The sequence below is a fragment of the Pseudomonas synxantha genome (genome assembly GCF_900105675.1).
GTDB lineage: Bacteria > Pseudomonadota > Gammaproteobacteria > Pseudomonadales > Pseudomonadaceae > Aquipseudomonas > Aquipseudomonas synxantha.
Genome location: NZ_LT629786.1, coordinates 586,296 through 600,745, shown reverse-complemented (window position 1 = coordinate 600,745; position 14,450 = coordinate 586,296). Strand labels below are relative to the sequence as shown.

Here is a 14,450-nt window from a genome sequence, read left to right as displayed (position 1 = left end):
ACGAATAGGCATGAGACTCGGAGCATTTGCCATGTTCGCGCCCAGGGCCGGCGCGCAGAATGCGCCGCCTCTCCAGTCCAAGCTTTAGCGAGGTTTACCATGTACACCGCCACAGGTTATGCCGCCCAGTCGGCCACCACTCCCCTCGCCCCCATGTCGTTTCAACGCCGCAGCCCGCGCGTCGATGACGTGGCCATCGAGATCCTCTACTGCGGCGTCTGCCACTCCGACATCCACCAGGCACGCAACGAGTGGGGCATCGCCGTTTACCCGCTGATGCCGGGCCATGAGATTGTCGGCAAGGTCACCGCTGTCGGCACCAATGTGACCGCACATAAAGTCGGCGATCTGGTCGGCGTCGGTTGCATGGTCGACTCGTGTCGCCACTGCGAAGCCTGCCAGTCAGACCTCGAGCAATACTGCCTCGAAGGCCCGACCATGACCTACGCCACCCCGGACCGTGTGGATGGCAGCAACACCATGGGTGGTTACTCCGACAGCATTGTGGTCAGCGAGCACTTCGTGGTGAAGATCCCGGCCAAGCTCGACCTGGCCAGCGCCGCGCCGATCCTGTGCGCGGGCATCACCACCTACTCGCCGCTCAAGCACTACGGCGTGAAGGCCGGCGATAAAGTCGGGATTCTTGGCATGGGCGGCCTCGGTCACATGGGCATCAAGTTTGCCAAGGCCATGGGCGCCGAAGTCACGCTGTTCACCCGCTCCGCCAGCAAGGCCGAGGAAGGCCGTCGCCAGGGCGCCGACCATGTGATCGTGTCCACCGACGCCGAGCAGATGAAAGCCGCTGCCGGGCACTTCGACTTCCTGCTGGACACCATCCCGGTGCAACACGACCTGAACCCCTACCTCGATGTACTGCGCTTTGACGGTGTGCATATCCTGGTCGGCCTGATCGAGCCGGTGGACCCGCCCGTCAATGCCGCAAAGCTGGTGCTGGGCCGTAAAGTACTGGCCGGTTCGCTGATCGGCGGTATTGCCGAAACCCAGGAAGTCCTGGATTTCTGCGCCGAGCACAACATCACCTGCGACATCGAAATGCTCGATATCCGCCAGATCAACGAGGCTTACGCACGCATGATCGCGGGTGACGTGAAGTACCGCTTTGTCATCGACATGGCGAGCCTGAAAGCCTGATCAGGCTTTCGCACCCAACTCCGCTGACAGCCGGGCTGCGACCTGTTTGATCACAGGGATCAGCTCGGCCATTTTCTCCAGCGGCATGTAGGGCACGGTACTGGCGATGCTGATGCCAGCGACAATACGCCCACCGGCATCACGCACCGGTGCCGCCACGCAGCGGATCGACGGCTCGTTATCTTCGAGATCGAAGGCATAACCACCCGCCACATATTCACCCATGCGCTGCTCGAATTGCGCCCAGGATTGCTCCGGGTGCTGCGGCCATTGCAGGTTTTTGCCTGCCGCCGGCAAGCTGACTTCGTAGAGGCGCTGCCACTCCTGCGGCGAATCATCCAACAGCAACGCCTTGCCGATGCCGGTGCGCGCCAGCGGCATACGATGGCCAACCCGTGAGCGCATTTCCGGGCCGTTGCGACCGGGGTTCTTGTGCAGGTAAAGCACGTCGTCGTATTCACGGATCGCCAAGTGGATGGTGTCACCAGTGAGGGCCGACAGCTCGTCCAGGTACGGCACCGCCAGGCTCACCAATGGCAACTCTTCGCGGGCCTGGAAGCCCAGCTCGATCAGCTTTGGCCCCAACAGGTAGCCGACCTGCGGCACCACGCGCAGGTAACGCTCATCCACCAGGCAACTGGCCAGGCGGTGCGTGGTGCTGCGGGTGGTGCCGATGCGCCGGGCGATCTCCTTGAGATCCCGCGCACCGGCCGCCACCGCTTGCACCACCCCCAGGCCACGCAGCAGGGTCTGGGTGCCGGTGGGGGCGGCGTCTTTGACGGGGGTGTGGGCGTTTTCCTGCATATCCGGGCCTATAAATAAAAAAGCGGGGGCATTATGGCAAATACCGCCCCCCAATACAGAGGAGAACTCAATGTGGGAGGGGGCAAGCCCCCTCCCACATTGAGTCCTCACCTGACATAACTCAGCGTTGTTTCATGCGGTCGATGATGACCGCCAGCAGCAGGATCGAGCCGCGAATCACGTACTGGTAAAACGTGTCGATGTTTTTAAGGTTCATCGCGTTCTCGATGATCGCCAGAATCAGCACACCCGCAATCACGTGGCGGATCATGCCGATTCCGCCGCTCAGCGATACCCCGCCCAGTACGCACGCAGAGATCACCGTCAATTCGAAGCCCTGGCCGATCATCGGCTGGCCGGAGGTCATGCGCGAGGCGAGGATCACCCCGGCCAGTGCGCCGATCAAACCGTGCACGGCAAAGATAATGATCTTGGTGCGGTCAACATTCACACCTGCCAATAGCGCAGCTTCCTGGTTGCCACCAATGGCCATGGTGTTGCGCCCATAGCTGGTGTAGTTGAGCAGCCAGCCGAAGAATACAAAGCACAGCACGGTGATGACGATCGGCACCGGCACGCCCATCAACTGGCCGTTGCCGAACACAAAGAAGCCTTCGTCCATCACCCCCACCGCCTTGCCGTTGGAGAAGATGTAGGCCAGGCCGCGCACGATCTGCATGGTCGCCAGCGTCGCAATCAGTGCATTGATGCGCAGCTTGGCAATCACAATGCCGTTGATCAGCCCTACCACCAGGCCCATGGCCAGGGCCGCCGACACGCCAAGTGCCACACTGTCGGTGTCGCGGATCACAATCCCCGCCACTACACCGGCGCAGGCGATCACCGAGCCCACCGACAAATCAAAATGCCCCGACGCCAGGCAGAACAGCATGGTGCACGCGGCAATGCCCACGGTGGAGATCGCCAGGCCCAGGCCACGCATATTCAGCGGCGACAGGAAGTTATCGATAAACACAGCGCTGAGCACAAAGATGCCCAACGCCGCCAACAGCATCACCCAGTCATCGAGAAATTTGCGCTGGTTGAACGCCGGCCAGAAGCCCTTTGCAGTTTTTGCCTGAGACATACCCACACCTCTTATTCTTCAAGCCCGCGAACGCGGGAGTGCCAGTTGCAGCAGCCGTGCTTCATCCGCCCGCTCGCGGGGCAATTCACCGGCCAGGGCGCCTTCGCTCATGACCAGGATACGGTCGGCAATGCCCATCACTTCCATCAGGTCGCTGGACACCACGATCACCGCAATGCCGCTGGCCGCCAGGTTATGGATGATCTGGTAGATCTCTGACTTGGCGCCGATATCGATGCCACGGGTGGGCTCGTCCAGCAGCAGCACTTTCATCGGCATCGACAGCCAGCGGCCCAGAATGGCCTTCTGCTGGTTGCCGCCGGAGAGGTACAGGATCTTCTGCGCGGCGTTTGGGGTTTTGACCCGCATCGCCTGGATCTGCCGGTCGGCGTTGCCCTTCTCCCAGCCTTCGCGCAACAGCCAGCCAAAGGTGGAATGCGCCGCGCGGGCACTGATGTTGATGTTTTCGGCGACGCTGGCCAGCGGGATGATGCCTTCCTTTTTGCGGTCCTCCGGGCACAGCAACACGCCGGCGGCGATGGCGTCGCGGGGTGAGCGCAACTGCAGCGCTTGCCCGCACAGCTCCAGGCTGCCGGCGCTGGCGCGCTCCAGGCCGCTGAGCAAACGAAACAGCTCGGTGCGCCCCGCGCCCACCAGCCCGAACAGGCCGAGGATCTCGCCCTTGCGCACCTGGAAACTGATCGGCTCACGCAGCCCCGGGCCGAGCAGGCCGTCGACCTTGAGCGCCACCTCGCCCTGCTCCCGCGGGCGGTAGTCGTAGATGTCCTGGATATCGCGGCCGACCATGCAGGTCACCAACTGGTCGTGGGTCAGGGTGCTCATGTCTTCGAAGGTGCGCACATAGCGACCGTCCTTGAACACCGTCACCGCATCGCAGATACGGAACACTTCTTCCATGCGGTGCGACACGTAGAGCACCACTTTGCCCTCGTCACGCAGGCGCGCGATGATCGCCATCAACCGGTCGATTTCCCGCGCCGACAAGCTGCTGGTGGGTTCATCGAAGGCGATCACGTTGGCGCCACGGGACAGCGCCTTGGCGATTTCCACCAGTTGGCGCTGGCCCAGGGACAGGCGCCCAAGCTTCTCGTCGGGGTCGATCTCATCGGCCAGGCCCTTGAGACACGTCAGCGCCTGCTGGCGCAGCAGGGCGCGATTGACCACGCCCAGGCGCGTCGGCAAGTGCCCGAGGAACAGGTTCTCGGCGACGCTCATTTCCGGCACCAGGTGCAGTTCCTGGTGGATCACCGCGACGCCGCTGGCGATGCTGTCGGCGGCATTTTTGAACGCCATGACCTGCGTGCCGATCTGCACGCTGCCGCTGCTGGGAATGTAAGCGCCGCCGAGGATTTTCAGCAGCGTCGACTTGCCCGCACCGTTCTCGCCCATCAGGGCGTGCACCTGCCCGGGGTGGGCGGTGAAGCTGATGCCGTCCAACGCCTTGACCCCGGGAAAGGTTTTGCCGATCGCGTCGAAACGCAGGGCCGCAGCGGTCATTTCCACAGCCCGATCTTGGTCAGTTCTTCCTTGAAGTTCTCGCGGGTGATCAGGGTGACTTCGTCCATGGCGGTGTACTTCGGTGGTTCAGTGCCTTTGGTGACCCACTCGTACATCATCAGCGCGGTGTTATAGCCTTCGATATGCGGGCTCGGCAGCATGGAGCCGAAGAAACCGCTGTCGGCTTTCTTCAATTCGCCGATGGCGTCGGTGCCATTGATGCCGATGCCGATCACGTTGGCGGCCTTGAAGCCGGCGCTTTCAGTGGCGCGCACGCCGCCGAGCACGGTGTTGTCGTTCATGCCGCCGATGATCAGGTTCTTCGCACCGCCGGGCAGCTTGACCAGGGCCGAGTTGGTGGCGTCCATGCTGCCAGGCACGTCAAGAGTCTTGAGGGCAGCGGTGAGGATGTGATCCTTGGGGATGCCGGCTTCTTCCAGGGATTTGATCGAGCCGTCGGTGCGCTTTTTACCGGTATCGAGCTCGTTGAAGGTGTTGATCACCGCGTAAGTGTCCTTCCAGTCCCACCCGCGTTTCTTCGCCTCGGCGGCCATGGCGGCGCCCTGCTTCTGGCCCACTTCGAAGGCGGCCATGCCCAGGTACGGCACGTCCTCCATGAAGTTGCCCTTGGCATCGACAAAGCGGTCATCCACGGCCATCACTTTCAGGCCATTGACCTTGGCCTTGGCGACGATGGCCGGGCCCAGGGACACGTCCGGCGGGCAGATCACAAAGCCCTTGGCGCCGTTGGCGGCCAGGCTGTCGATGGCCGAGAGGGTTTTCTCGCCGTCGGGCACGGCGATCTTGATCACGGTGAAACCGTGTTCCTTGCCGGCTTTTTCGGCGAAGGCCCATTCGGTCTGGAACCAGGGCTCCTCGGCCTGCTTGACCAAAAAACCGATCTTGACTTCTTCAGCCGATACAACGCCGCTGAACGCCAACGCCAGCGCCACAGCCCCGAGTGCCTTCTTGAACATGAACCACCTCCTTCTTGTTATTGGAAAACGCTTTAGTCGTGGTACATCACGGACCGCCCGCCATCGATCATCAGGCAGGTGGCATTGATAAAGGGCGCCTCGTCGGTCGCCAGGAACAGCGCGGTCATCGCCACCTCGATGGGCTGGCCGATGCGCTTGGGCGGGTGCAGGTCGAACGCGCGCTGACGCTCGGCGTGAGGGTCTGGGAAACCGTTCCAGTAGTCGACGTTGAGCTGGGTTTCGATATAACCCGGGGCGATGGCATTCACACGGATGCCCTTGGACGCGTATTCGATGCCCAGGGCGCGGGTGAGGCCGAGCAGGCCATGCTTGGCGACGGGATAGGGAAAGCAGCCGGGAATGATGTGGCTGGAATGGGTGGAGGCAATATTGATGATGTTGCCGATGCCCTGCTCGATCATGGGCGGCAACACCGAGCGGCAGCCGTACCAGGCGCCGTCGAGGTCGATGGCAAAGCAACGGCGCCAGTCTTCGTCGGTCATCGCCAAGGGGTCGCGGAACACATTGACCCCGGCGCAGTTGACCAGCACATCTACGCGGCCGAAGCGTTCGATGGCCAGGTTGACCAGCGCCTGCCATTGATCCTTGGAGGTGATATCGACAGGCTGGGCATGGATCTGCGCACCGCGTTCACGCCAATGGGCGGCGATCTTCTCGATTTTTTCGCCCTGGATATCGGCAATCACCAAGCGCGCCTGCTGGGCCTGGAAGCAGGCGACAATCGCTTCGCCAATGCCTTGGGCAGCGCCGGTGACGATCACTACCTTGTTCTTCAAACGCTCGCCGTAAGTCGGCTCGGGCACCGCGGGTAGTGACAACGGTTGTGCCTGCATCGCTTCACCTGTTTTATTTTTTGATAGTGAGTGCTGATGCAGGCGACTATAAACCTAGATCTTGAAATATCTCAATATATAAATTTCAATCCCATATTGTGAGCAATCGCAAAAAAAACCGGCCATTCATAGCCGGTTCCGAAGACCGTCAGCCTTGGGCAAAATCCCTCAGCGCATCACCTTCCATGCGATAGCGCACCCACTCTTCCTGCGGCTGGGCGCCGATGGACTTATAGAAGGCGATCGCCGGCTCATTCCAGTCCAGCACGCTCCATTCAAAGCGACCGCAACCGTTGTCACAGGCGATCTTGGCCAAGTGGCGCAGCAACTTCTTGCCTGCCCCGCCGCCACGTTGTTCCGGGTTGATATAAAGGTCTTCCAGGTACAGGCAGTTACTGCCCAGCCAGGTGGAATAGCTGAAAAAGAACACCGCAAAACCAATCGGCAGGCCGTCGCGCAGACACATCAGGCCATGGGCCGTGGCACCTTCGCTGAACAGGCTGCGTTCGATATCCACCACGCTGGCGATCACCTCATGCCGGGCTTTCTCGTACTCGGCCAGCTCGGTGATAAAGGTCAGGATTTGCGCAGCATCGCTGGGCACGGCGGGGCGAATCTCGATGGTCATGGGCAAGCCTTGGGTAAATTCAGAGCCCACATACTAAGGCGGTTCAGTGACCGATTGCAGCGCAATTTCATACCCAGGAGCATGTTTTACTCCGCTGCACCGGGATGCCAGCACCGGCAAACACAGAACAATCCCGCTGGATACCCATGGTAAACAGTTGGCATAAATCCAATGATCAGGTCCTGCTCATGCACGCCACGTCTCCAGTCGGCGCAAAGACTTTCGCGCTGTTCTGCCTCGCCAGTTTCCTGCTGTCGCTCTCCTATGGCTCAACCTTTTTGCTGTCGCTGCTGATTCATTCACGCGGCGGCAATGAGCACGACGCAGGCAGTGTCATTGCCACGGCAATGCTCAGCACTTTTGTGGCGGTGCTTCTTTCCGGGCATTTGGCGGATGCGCTGGGCGCGGCGCGAGCGATTGCGAGCGCCGGCGTATTGCTGGTGTTGGCCTGCCTGGGGTTCGCCCTGGCGCCTGGGTTTGGTCAGGGCTTGATGCTGTTCGGGCTGTCTCTGGGTCTGGGCTGGGGCGTGTTCTATACCCTGGGCCCGATCATCGTGACGCTGCTGGTAGAACCCTGCCAGCGTGCCAGGTATTTCGCCCTGCTGTCGGGCAGTATGTTGAGCGGAATCGGCTCCGGCCCTTTACTGGGGCGCGCCGCCATTGCGCTGGACCTGCCCCTGACGACTGCGTTCTATATCGCCGGTCTGGCCAGCCTTGCCGGCGTGGTGATGTTCTGGCGCATGGGCGCCCTGCTCAAGGGGCATGCGAATGTGCCGGCGTCGAGGATCTCCTGGTTCGCTAGCCGCCGCGTACTGTCGTCCAAAGCGGCGTTCGCCATCCTGATGGTCGGCCTGGGTGGTTGCGTGTTTGGTGGGCTTTCATCGTTCCAGACCAGCTACGCCGCTGCCCATGGGCTGGACTACTCACTGTTCTTTGCGGGTTTCCTGACAGCAGCGATCACCAGCCGTCTGCTGATCGCCGGTTTTGTGGTCAAGCGCGATGCCTACCAGGCTGCCTGCGTGTTGTCCGGGATAATGCTCGGTGCGATCGCGCTGTTTGCATTTGGTGTGAGCGGCAACCTCAGCTATTTGCTGGCCGCCGCTATTTTGGGGGTCGGGTATGGCCTGACGTATTCGGTGATCAATGGGCTGGTGGCCAATGAAGCACCCAGTGGCACTACGCCCCAGGCGTTATTGCTGTTCAGCATGGCGTACTTTGTCGGCGTCTTCGGGTTTCCTTGGCTCGCGGGCAAGATCATTGTCGATTACGGGCTTTGGGCAATGATGCTGAGCGTACTGTTTATCGCCGCACTCAATTGGGCGATCGCCACAGTGCGCTTGATAGCGCGCAGCGTTTGGGCACATAAAACGGATACAGGCCTATTGATACCGTTCGTCGACATCAAGGCACGATCACCGAATGAGGGAGGACCAATAGAGGGTAAGGACATTAATCATATGGAGACACCCTCATGAAAAATTCCAAATTGTCTGCCCTCGCCCTCGCCGGCCTGTTGTCCGCCGCATCCCTGGGCGCGTTTGCCGCCACATCATCTACCGGCAAGACTGATCCAGTCGGTAGCCCGCCTAGCCCCGCCACCCAGGAATCCCAGGATTCAATGGGCACCGGCCTTGATACCAACGGTGGCGCGATCATCGACAACGGCGCGGACCCACGCACCAAGGGCAACGACACCCAGCGCCAGGCACCGGCTGCCGTCGGCAACGGCAAGATGGGCCCTGGCACCAATGAGCCGAAGATCAACAAAGGGGATGACTCAAACGTCCCGGGTGCACCGAAACAACCCGCGCCTTGAGACACCCGTAGCACGACCGACACCCGACCATTTCCCAGTGAAGAGGTACACATGAACGTCGATAGAAACCTTGAAAAAGAAGTCCTCACCCGTCTGCTGCACGCCCATCCGCAAGGCTTGGGCAAGGAGGTGCTGGACAATTACCGCGGTGAAAAGGAGGTCGCCAGTGTCTTGGCGTTCCTGCAGGACCGCGGATTGATCAAGGATGGGCATGTGACCACCGATGACGCCGGTGAATACTCGTTGAACCTGCCGATCAAGCTGACTGCCTCGGGTGTGGATGAGGCGCGCAAGCTGGACGGTGCAGTCCCTCAGTAATCCATTTCTGGTCTGGCCCCGGGTTACAGGGGCCAGAAGGAGTTTTAGCGATGCCTCGTGGAAGCAAAGCCAAATACACCACCGAACAGAAACGCAAGGCCGCTCATATCGAAGACAGTTATGAGCACAAGGGATTATCCAAGGAAGAAGCCGAAGCCCGTGCCTGGGCCACGGTCAACAAGCAGTCTGGCGGCGGTGAAAAAGCCGGTGGTTCGGGCCGGCGCAAGGCCCCGGCGAAGAAGGCCGAGGATCGGCATGAGTCGTCCAAACGTGCAGCGGCCAGCCGTGAAGGACACCCGCGCAGCAGCCGGGCCTCGCTGGGTACGCAAACCAAGGAAAGTCTGATGAAAGAAGCGCGGGCTAAGAATATCCCCGGGCGGTCGACCATGCGTAAAGATGAGTTGATCCAAGCGCTGAAAAAAGCAGGCTAAATATCGATCCCAATGTGGGAGGGGGCTTGCCCCTCCCACATTGGGGTTTATTTTTGCCTGGAAACTAATGCATCAACTTCGGCTGCGCCTGGACAGGTAGCCGGCCCCCAACGCGTCACGGCCAATGCCGCCGCCGCATTCGCCCGGCGTGCTGCTTCAACCGGCTTCAACCCCGCCGCCAAGCCAGCAATAAACACCCCTGCGTGCGCATCCCCCGCACCATTGCTGTCCACCGCCTGCACCTTGAAACCGGGCACATGTTCAATCTCACCCCTGCGCCCTACCCAGCAGCCATTCGGCCCATCGCGTACTACGAGCATCGTTTGTGCAGGCAGGTATCGATTCAGTTCTGGCAACGCGGCGGCGATATCCGTCGCCCCGGTAAACGCCAGAGCTTCCGGGCCATTGCTGGTCCAGATATCAATACGCGGCAGCAACCCACGCATCAACGCTGAATCCGGCGCCTTGACCAGCGGCCCCGGGTCGAACACCACAACGATCTCTCGCGGCAATGCCAACAGCCAGTCGATCAACGGCTGTGCCTTGCCTTCAAGGAGCAAGCTGTAACCACTGACGTACACATAGTCATCGGCATGCGGCACGACTCGGGCCAGGTCCCCGGCACTCAGCTCGCCCTCGGCGCCGATATGGGAAATGAATGTGCGCTCGGTGCTGGCTTCGGTCAGGGACACACACAGGCCGGTGTCTTTGTCGCTGCTGGCCGCCAAGGCCATCTCAATGCCCTCGGCCTGCATTGCCGCACGCGCCAAGTCGCCGAAGCGCCCGTTGCCGTGGCGGCCCAGATAAACCACCGGCAAGCCATTGCGCCTCGCGGCAGCCATCACGTTAAAGCCACCGCCGGCTTGGAAACTGGCGGACTTCGCCAGCACGTCGCCGCCAGTCGCCGGCAGCGTATCAAGGGCCATGACCAGGTCGACGATGACCTGGCCGGTGTGCAGCAATCTAGACATTGGGACGCTCGACCAAAGCCGGACGACGATCAGCCGCGCCACCCAGTACCGCATAAATTCCGCCCGCCACCAGGAACGTGACGATCCAGCCCAGGCCGTTATGGCCCAGCCAGGAGTCGGACAACGGGCCGGCAAACCAGATGTTTTCGGCGGTAGTACCGATAGTGGTGAAGCTGAACCCCAGCACAATGGCCACCGCCCAGGCGCCAAACGCCCGCCATTCCACGCCGCCGCGATACCAGTAGGCGCTGCTCGGGCTGACGTCCAGCAGGTCCTTGGGACTGTAGTAGTGACGATGAATCAGGTCGACCACGAAGATCCCGACCCACGCCGTGATCGGCACCGCCAGCAGCGAAATGAAGGTAATGAACGGGCCATAGAAGCTGTCGGCGATCAGCATGAAGTAGATGGAACCTGCGAAGATCGCCACGATATCGACGATCACCGCATGCACACGCTTGACCTTCAAGCCCAGGGTCAGGGTGGTGAGACCGGCCGAATACACCGATAGGTTATTTGACAGCAACAGCCCGCCGAACGCAGTGATCAGGTACGGCACGGCCATCCAGGTCGGCAGCATGTCGCGGATCGCGATGATCGGGTCAGTGGCCGACGCCAGGTCGTTGTTACCCACCGACAGCAGGCCGCCAAGAGTGATCAGCAGCACCAGCGGGATGCCCGCGCCAAACGCGGCGGACGCCACCAGGCGCACGGCCTTGACGCTGCGGTGCTGGTAGCGCGACATGTCGGCACCGGCGTTGGCCCAACCGATCCCCGTACCCGCGGCCATGGTGCCGACACCGATGATCATTGCGCTCAGCGGCGCTGGGGTGGCGTTGAACACCGCGCTCCAGTCGATGGTGGCACAGAGGAATCCACCCACCAGGATGTTCAAGCCGCCGAATACGTAGGTGGCCCACTTCTGGATCACCAGCAAGGTGGCATGGCCGAGACCGGAAACCGCCAGGGTCAGTAGCACGAAGATAGCGATAAAGACCAGGGTCAACAGCGGCGCGCTTTTCGCCTCCACTGGCGAACCGAACAGGATCGAACACAACGACAACAGCACAAAGGCGGCGGTGGTGGTGTTGACGGTTTCCCAGCCCAGGCGCGACATCAGCGAGACCAGGGTCGGGCCGATATTGCCGCGTACACCGAAGATGGCACGGGACAGGGTCAGGCTGGGCGCGCGACCTCGACGCCCGGCGATGGAAATAATCCCCACCACCGCAAAGGAGCCGGCGGCGCCAAGGATCGCAACAATTATCGCCTGCCAGATGGCCAAGCCACGAAACGCCACGAGGGTCGCGCCCAGCGGCAAGCCGAGGATGCTGATATTGGCGGCGAACCATACCCAGAACAGCTGCAGCGGGTGGCCGTTGCACTCGCTTTCAGGGACCGGCTCGATACCGCGTGTTTCCAATTGCCCGGCACCCTGGCCGGAAGAGGTGCTGCTCATGAGGGAGTGCTCCTGATGCCTGTATTATTGTGGTTGTGGCAGATGTGCAATGTGCAGCGGTATTCCGGCCTTCTTTGATTTGTGCTGCTCAGCGCAATTTGAGCAGTTCTTGAACCAGCGGCCGCAACTCAAGGCCATTGACCTGCTTGACCTGCTCGATCAACGCCTCGGGCCAGCATTGCATGCCCAGGCACGCCCCCAGCATGGCGCCGAGGATCGCGGCGATGGTGTCGGTGTCGCCTCCCAGGCTGGCAGCCAGGCACAGGGCCTCGAAGGCATTCATCTCGCCCGACGCCACTTGCTGCGCAAGGGCGAACGACACCACCACCGACTCCTGGGAGGCGACCGACGTGCCGATCAATTCATAGAGCAGGTCCGCAAACAGCGCCGTATCACCACTGCCAACGCTCAGGGTGCGCGCCCAACTGATACGCGTGGAAATGCGCCCCCCGGCGATCCAATGGCCGTGGTTTTCGGCCCGCTGCGCAATCTGGATGCCGATGTTCAGGGCTTCGCCCAGGTCGGCGCCGTTGATGCCGGCCGAGACCACCGCCGCCACGGCTGCGGCGCTGGAAATGCCCAGGCTGGTGTTATGGGTGACCTGGCAAGCCTGGATGACGGCCTGGATAAATGGCTGCGGATCGCTGACATCGGCGGCGATGCCCACTGGCGTGATACGCATGGCCGCGCCATTGGTGGTGCCGTAGCGCCCCGACTCTTCTGGGGTGTGGCCGGCCAGGATCATGTCGATGGCACGTTTGGTCGACGGCCCGAGCAAGTCCTGGGAACCCTTGGCGCGCATCACGGCCTCCCAATCGATCAGGCGCTGAGCCAGCACCGTGGGTTCGATCCGGCCATGGCCTTGCACCAGCAACTCGGCGACCAGGATGGCTTGCTCGGTGTCATCGGTAATGGAGCCGGCAGGCATGTTCGGGGCGATGGGCTGGTCGGCGCCCGCATCTTCCAGGGCGGTGATGGCTCCGAAACGCTGTCGAACCTGCTCCCGGCTCAACGACTGGGTGGGCATGCCCAAGGCATCGCCCAGGGCCAAACCGTAGAAGGCACCGAGTGCGCGATGTTCTGCTGTCATTTCGACGCTCCGAATTGCAGGTGCAGGCGAAAGTGCACAGGGTCGAGCAGGCTTTCGACATGCTCCATGAAACGCTCGCGACGGTCATAGGTGGTGCGCGAGGCTTTGAGAAAGACCGTGCCGATCGGCCGCCCGAGCCGTTCGGCGTCTTCGTCGCTGAGGGGCTCGGCACCGATCCATTGGTCGCCATCGGCGCCCACATAGCCGTAGGCCGCCAGGGTGATGGTCAAGGAATTGTCGATCAGGCCGATGCGCGGCAGGCTTTCCAGGTCGCCGACAGCGGGCATCAGCGAGCGTTCCAGAGATACCGGGGTCCCGTCGGCAGCGCGGCGCAGGCGGTCAAGGGCGATGAATTGGTCGGTGCCGAAACGGCTGAACAGGTCCGCACGGGTCACGGCCTCGAAGCGCAGGATCTCGGTGGACACCTGCGCGCCCGTATCCGCCAGAGCCTGGGCCCAACCGCTACGCTGGTCCAGCACCATGCCGTCAAAGGTGACGATGGAGCCAACACCGCTTTGGGTCGCAATGTAGTGACGACGTTTAAGCTCGGCCAGCGCTTCGCGCAACGTGCCACGGCTGACCGCAAACTCCTCGGCCAGTTGGTGCTCGCCCGGCAGCAGGAAACCGTCGGCCATCACTCCACCCTCGATTCGGCGGATGAGTTCGTCGACGACGCGTTTTTTCTTATCAAATCGGACATGTCTAATCATGTACAAATTGATAACCGAAAGCGCCCATTCCCGGCAAGGGAATTATTTCAGAACAAAGACAAAATCGTCTTCAAGGTTCCAGGCCAATGGGGAAAAACACCCCGCCGCTCCATACGCCAAGCCAGTTCTGACCGTTGATCGGACGGCTCACCGCCAGCTCCACCAATTGATAGAAGGCATTGCGGTGCACCAGGGCTTCAAGATTAGCGCGCACCCGCAGATAGGGCGCAGGTTCCTGGGTGTCGGGGTCGATCACCACCCGCAACGGGTGTTCAAGGCCGGCCTCGATCTGCTCATCGACGTTGGTGGTAAAGCGCAGTAATTGACTTTCGCCCTGCCCTTGCACGTCCAGGGTGACGGCGACAAACGGCGCGTCATCGACGGTTATCCCGACTTTTTCCACCGGGGTGACCAGAAAATAGTCATCGCCATCGCGACGGATGATGTTGGAAAACAACTTGACCATCGGCTTGCGCCCGATGGGCGTGCCTTGGTAGAACCAAGTGCCGTCGCGGGCGATGCGCATGTCGATATCGCCGCAGAAATCCGGGTTCCACAGGTGCACCGGCGCCGGTCCCTTGCCCTTCGGCAGTTGGGCCAATAGATCATTGGCCTTGGCGGAATCGGTCATGGGG

At 61.5% G+C, this 14,450-nt stretch carries 16 protein-coding genes; 5 read left to right on the top strand and 11 right to left on the bottom strand.

From position 1 onward, the window contains the following. The first annotated feature begins 99 nt into the window (after positions 1-99). Entirely contained in the window at positions 100-1,152 is a 1,053-nt protein-coding gene (locus BLU48_RS02900; protein WP_057025697.1) for an NAD(P)-dependent alcohol dehydrogenase, read from the top strand. Here the strand turns inward: BLU48_RS02900 and BLU48_RS02895 are convergent, their stop codons facing one another. The 6 genes from BLU48_RS02895 to BLU48_RS02870 form a co-directional block, all read right to left on the bottom strand. Then, positions 1,153-1,956: an IclR family transcriptional regulator gene (locus BLU48_RS02895; RefSeq protein WP_057025698.1), complete on the bottom strand. Its 804-nt coding sequence runs from the start codon at positions 1,954-1,956 to the stop codon at positions 1,153-1,155. 121 nt (positions 1,957-2,077) lie between these two features. Further along, a complete protein-coding gene (gene araH, locus BLU48_RS02890) occupies positions 2,078-3,043 on the bottom strand; it encodes an L-arabinose ABC transporter permease AraH (RefSeq protein WP_057025699.1) in 966 nt (321 codons plus the stop codon). A gap of 18 nt (positions 3,044-3,061) precedes the next feature. Beyond that, entirely contained in the window at positions 3,062-4,561 is a 1,500-nt protein-coding gene (araG, locus tag BLU48_RS02885; protein WP_057025700.1) for an L-arabinose ABC transporter ATP-binding protein AraG, read from the bottom strand. Beyond that, positions 4,558-5,538, bottom strand: a complete 981-nt coding sequence (locus BLU48_RS02880; RefSeq protein ID WP_108240673.1) for a substrate-binding domain-containing protein — start codon at positions 5,536-5,538, stop codon at positions 4,558-4,560. The genes araG and BLU48_RS02880 overlap by 4 nt, the downstream gene beginning before the upstream one ends. Positions 5,539-5,570: 32 nt before the next feature. After that, positions 5,571-6,392 carry an SDR family oxidoreductase gene (locus BLU48_RS02875; protein ID WP_057025539.1) on the bottom strand — a complete coding sequence of 274 codons (822 nt, stop codon included), beginning with the start codon at positions 6,390-6,392 and terminating at the stop codon, positions 5,571-5,573. 148 nt (positions 6,393-6,540) lie between these two features. Then, positions 6,541-7,020 carry a GNAT family N-acetyltransferase gene (locus tag BLU48_RS02870; RefSeq protein ID WP_043050118.1) on the bottom strand — a complete coding sequence of 160 codons (480 nt, stop codon included), beginning with the start codon at positions 7,018-7,020 and terminating at the stop codon, positions 6,541-6,543. 188 nt (positions 7,021-7,208) lie between these two features. Here BLU48_RS02870 and BLU48_RS02865 point away from each other — a divergent pair, with 188 nt between their 5' ends. Genes BLU48_RS02865 through BLU48_RS02850 form a run of 4 tightly spaced genes read left to right on the top strand, consistent with a single transcriptional unit; the run spans position 7,209 to position 9,585 of the window. Next, positions 7,209-8,495, top strand: a complete 1,287-nt coding sequence (locus BLU48_RS02865; RefSeq protein ID WP_231989011.1) for an MFS transporter — start codon at positions 7,209-7,211, stop codon at positions 8,493-8,495. Next, entirely contained in the window at positions 8,492-8,836 is a 345-nt protein-coding gene (locus tag BLU48_RS02860) for a hypothetical protein (protein ID WP_057025538.1), read from the top strand. The genes BLU48_RS02865 and BLU48_RS02860 overlap by 4 nt, the downstream gene beginning before the upstream one ends. 51 nt (positions 8,837-8,887) lie before the next feature. Beyond that, positions 8,888-9,154 (top strand): hypothetical protein, encoded by a 267-nt coding sequence (locus BLU48_RS02855; protein WP_057014650.1) that lies wholly within the window; start codon positions 8,888-8,890, stop codon positions 9,152-9,154. A 50-nt stretch (positions 9,155-9,204) separates the two neighbouring features. Then, positions 9,205-9,585 carry a Rho termination factor N-terminal domain-containing protein gene (locus tag BLU48_RS02850; protein ID WP_043050076.1) on the top strand — a complete coding sequence of 127 codons (381 nt, stop codon included), beginning with the start codon at positions 9,205-9,207 and terminating at the stop codon, positions 9,583-9,585. 47 nt (positions 9,586-9,632) lie between these two features. On the opposite strand, the gene BLU48_RS02845 is transcribed toward BLU48_RS02850, so the two are convergent. From BLU48_RS02845 to BLU48_RS02825, 5 genes are all read right to left on the bottom strand, one after another. Next, positions 9,633-10,556: a PfkB family carbohydrate kinase gene (locus tag BLU48_RS02845; RefSeq protein ID WP_057025537.1), complete on the bottom strand. Its 924-nt coding sequence runs from the start codon at positions 10,554-10,556 to the stop codon at positions 9,633-9,635. Then, positions 10,549-12,015 (bottom strand): purine-cytosine permease family protein, encoded by a 1,467-nt coding sequence (locus tag BLU48_RS02840; RefSeq protein WP_057025536.1) that lies wholly within the window; start codon positions 12,013-12,015, stop codon positions 10,549-10,551. The genes BLU48_RS02845 and BLU48_RS02840 overlap by 8 nt, the downstream gene beginning before the upstream one ends. A gap of 88 nt (positions 12,016-12,103) precedes the next feature. After that, positions 12,104-13,105, bottom strand: coding sequence for an ADP-ribosylglycohydrolase family protein (locus BLU48_RS02835; RefSeq protein WP_057025535.1), 1,002 nt, complete (start codon positions 13,103-13,105; stop codon positions 12,104-12,106). Further along, positions 13,102-13,815: a GntR family transcriptional regulator gene (locus BLU48_RS02830; protein WP_057025534.1), complete on the bottom strand. Its 714-nt coding sequence runs from the start codon at positions 13,813-13,815 to the stop codon at positions 13,102-13,104. The genes BLU48_RS02835 and BLU48_RS02830 overlap by 4 nt, the downstream gene beginning before the upstream one ends. A 70-nt stretch (positions 13,816-13,885) precedes the next feature. Beyond that, on the bottom strand, positions 13,886-14,446 hold the full coding sequence (locus tag BLU48_RS02825) for a DUF1285 domain-containing protein (RefSeq protein WP_057025533.1): 561 nt from the start codon (positions 14,444-14,446) through the stop codon (positions 13,886-13,888). Positions 14,447-14,450: the final 4 nt, after the last annotated feature.

Coding starts and splice junctions, on each gene's coding strand:
- araG (WP_057025700.1), bottom strand. CDS start 4,561: ATGACCGCTGCGGCCCTGCGTTTCGACGCGATCGGCAAAACCTTTCCC.
- BLU48_RS02855 (WP_057014650.1), top strand. CDS start 8,888: ATGAACGTCGATAGAAACCTTGAAAAAGAAGTCCTCACCCGTCTGCTG.
- BLU48_RS02845 (WP_057025537.1), bottom strand. CDS start 10,556: ATGTCTAGATTGCTGCACACCGGCCAGGTCATCGTCGACCTGGTCATG.
- BLU48_RS02900 (WP_057025697.1), top strand. CDS start 100: ATGTACACCGCCACAGGTTATGCCGCCCAGTCGGCCACCACTCCCCTC.
- BLU48_RS02840 (WP_057025536.1), bottom strand. CDS start 12,015: ATGAGCAGCACCTCTTCCGGCCAGGGTGCCGGGCAATTGGAAACACGC.
- BLU48_RS02825 (WP_057025533.1), bottom strand. CDS start 14,446: ATGACCGATTCCGCCAAGGCCAATGATCTATTGGCCCAACTGCCGAAG.
- BLU48_RS02865 (WP_231989011.1), top strand. CDS start 7,209: ATGCACGCCACGTCTCCAGTCGGCGCAAAGACTTTCGCGCTGTTCTGC.
- BLU48_RS02850 (WP_043050076.1), top strand. CDS start 9,205: ATGCCTCGTGGAAGCAAAGCCAAATACACCACCGAACAGAAACGCAAG.
- araH (WP_057025699.1), bottom strand. CDS start 3,043: ATGTCTCAGGCAAAAACTGCAAAGGGCTTCTGGCCGGCGTTCAACCAG.
- BLU48_RS02880 (WP_108240673.1), bottom strand. CDS start 5,538: ATGTTCAAGAAGGCACTCGGGGCTGTGGCGCTGGCGTTGGCGTTCAGC.
- BLU48_RS02870 (WP_043050118.1), bottom strand. CDS start 7,020: ATGACCATCGAGATTCGCCCCGCCGTGCCCAGCGATGCTGCGCAAATC.
- BLU48_RS02895 (WP_057025698.1), bottom strand. CDS start 1,956: ATGCAGGAAAACGCCCACACCCCCGTCAAAGACGCCGCCCCCACCGGC.
- BLU48_RS02830 (WP_057025534.1), bottom strand. CDS start 13,815: ATGATTAGACATGTCCGATTTGATAAGAAAAAACGCGTCGTCGACGAA.
- BLU48_RS02835 (WP_057025535.1), bottom strand. CDS start 13,105: ATGACAGCAGAACATCGCGCACTCGGTGCCTTCTACGGTTTGGCCCTG.
- BLU48_RS02875 (WP_057025539.1), bottom strand. CDS start 6,392: ATGCAGGCACAACCGTTGTCACTACCCGCGGTGCCCGAGCCGACTTAC.
- BLU48_RS02860 (WP_057025538.1), top strand. CDS start 8,492: ATGAAAAATTCCAAATTGTCTGCCCTCGCCCTCGCCGGCCTGTTGTCC.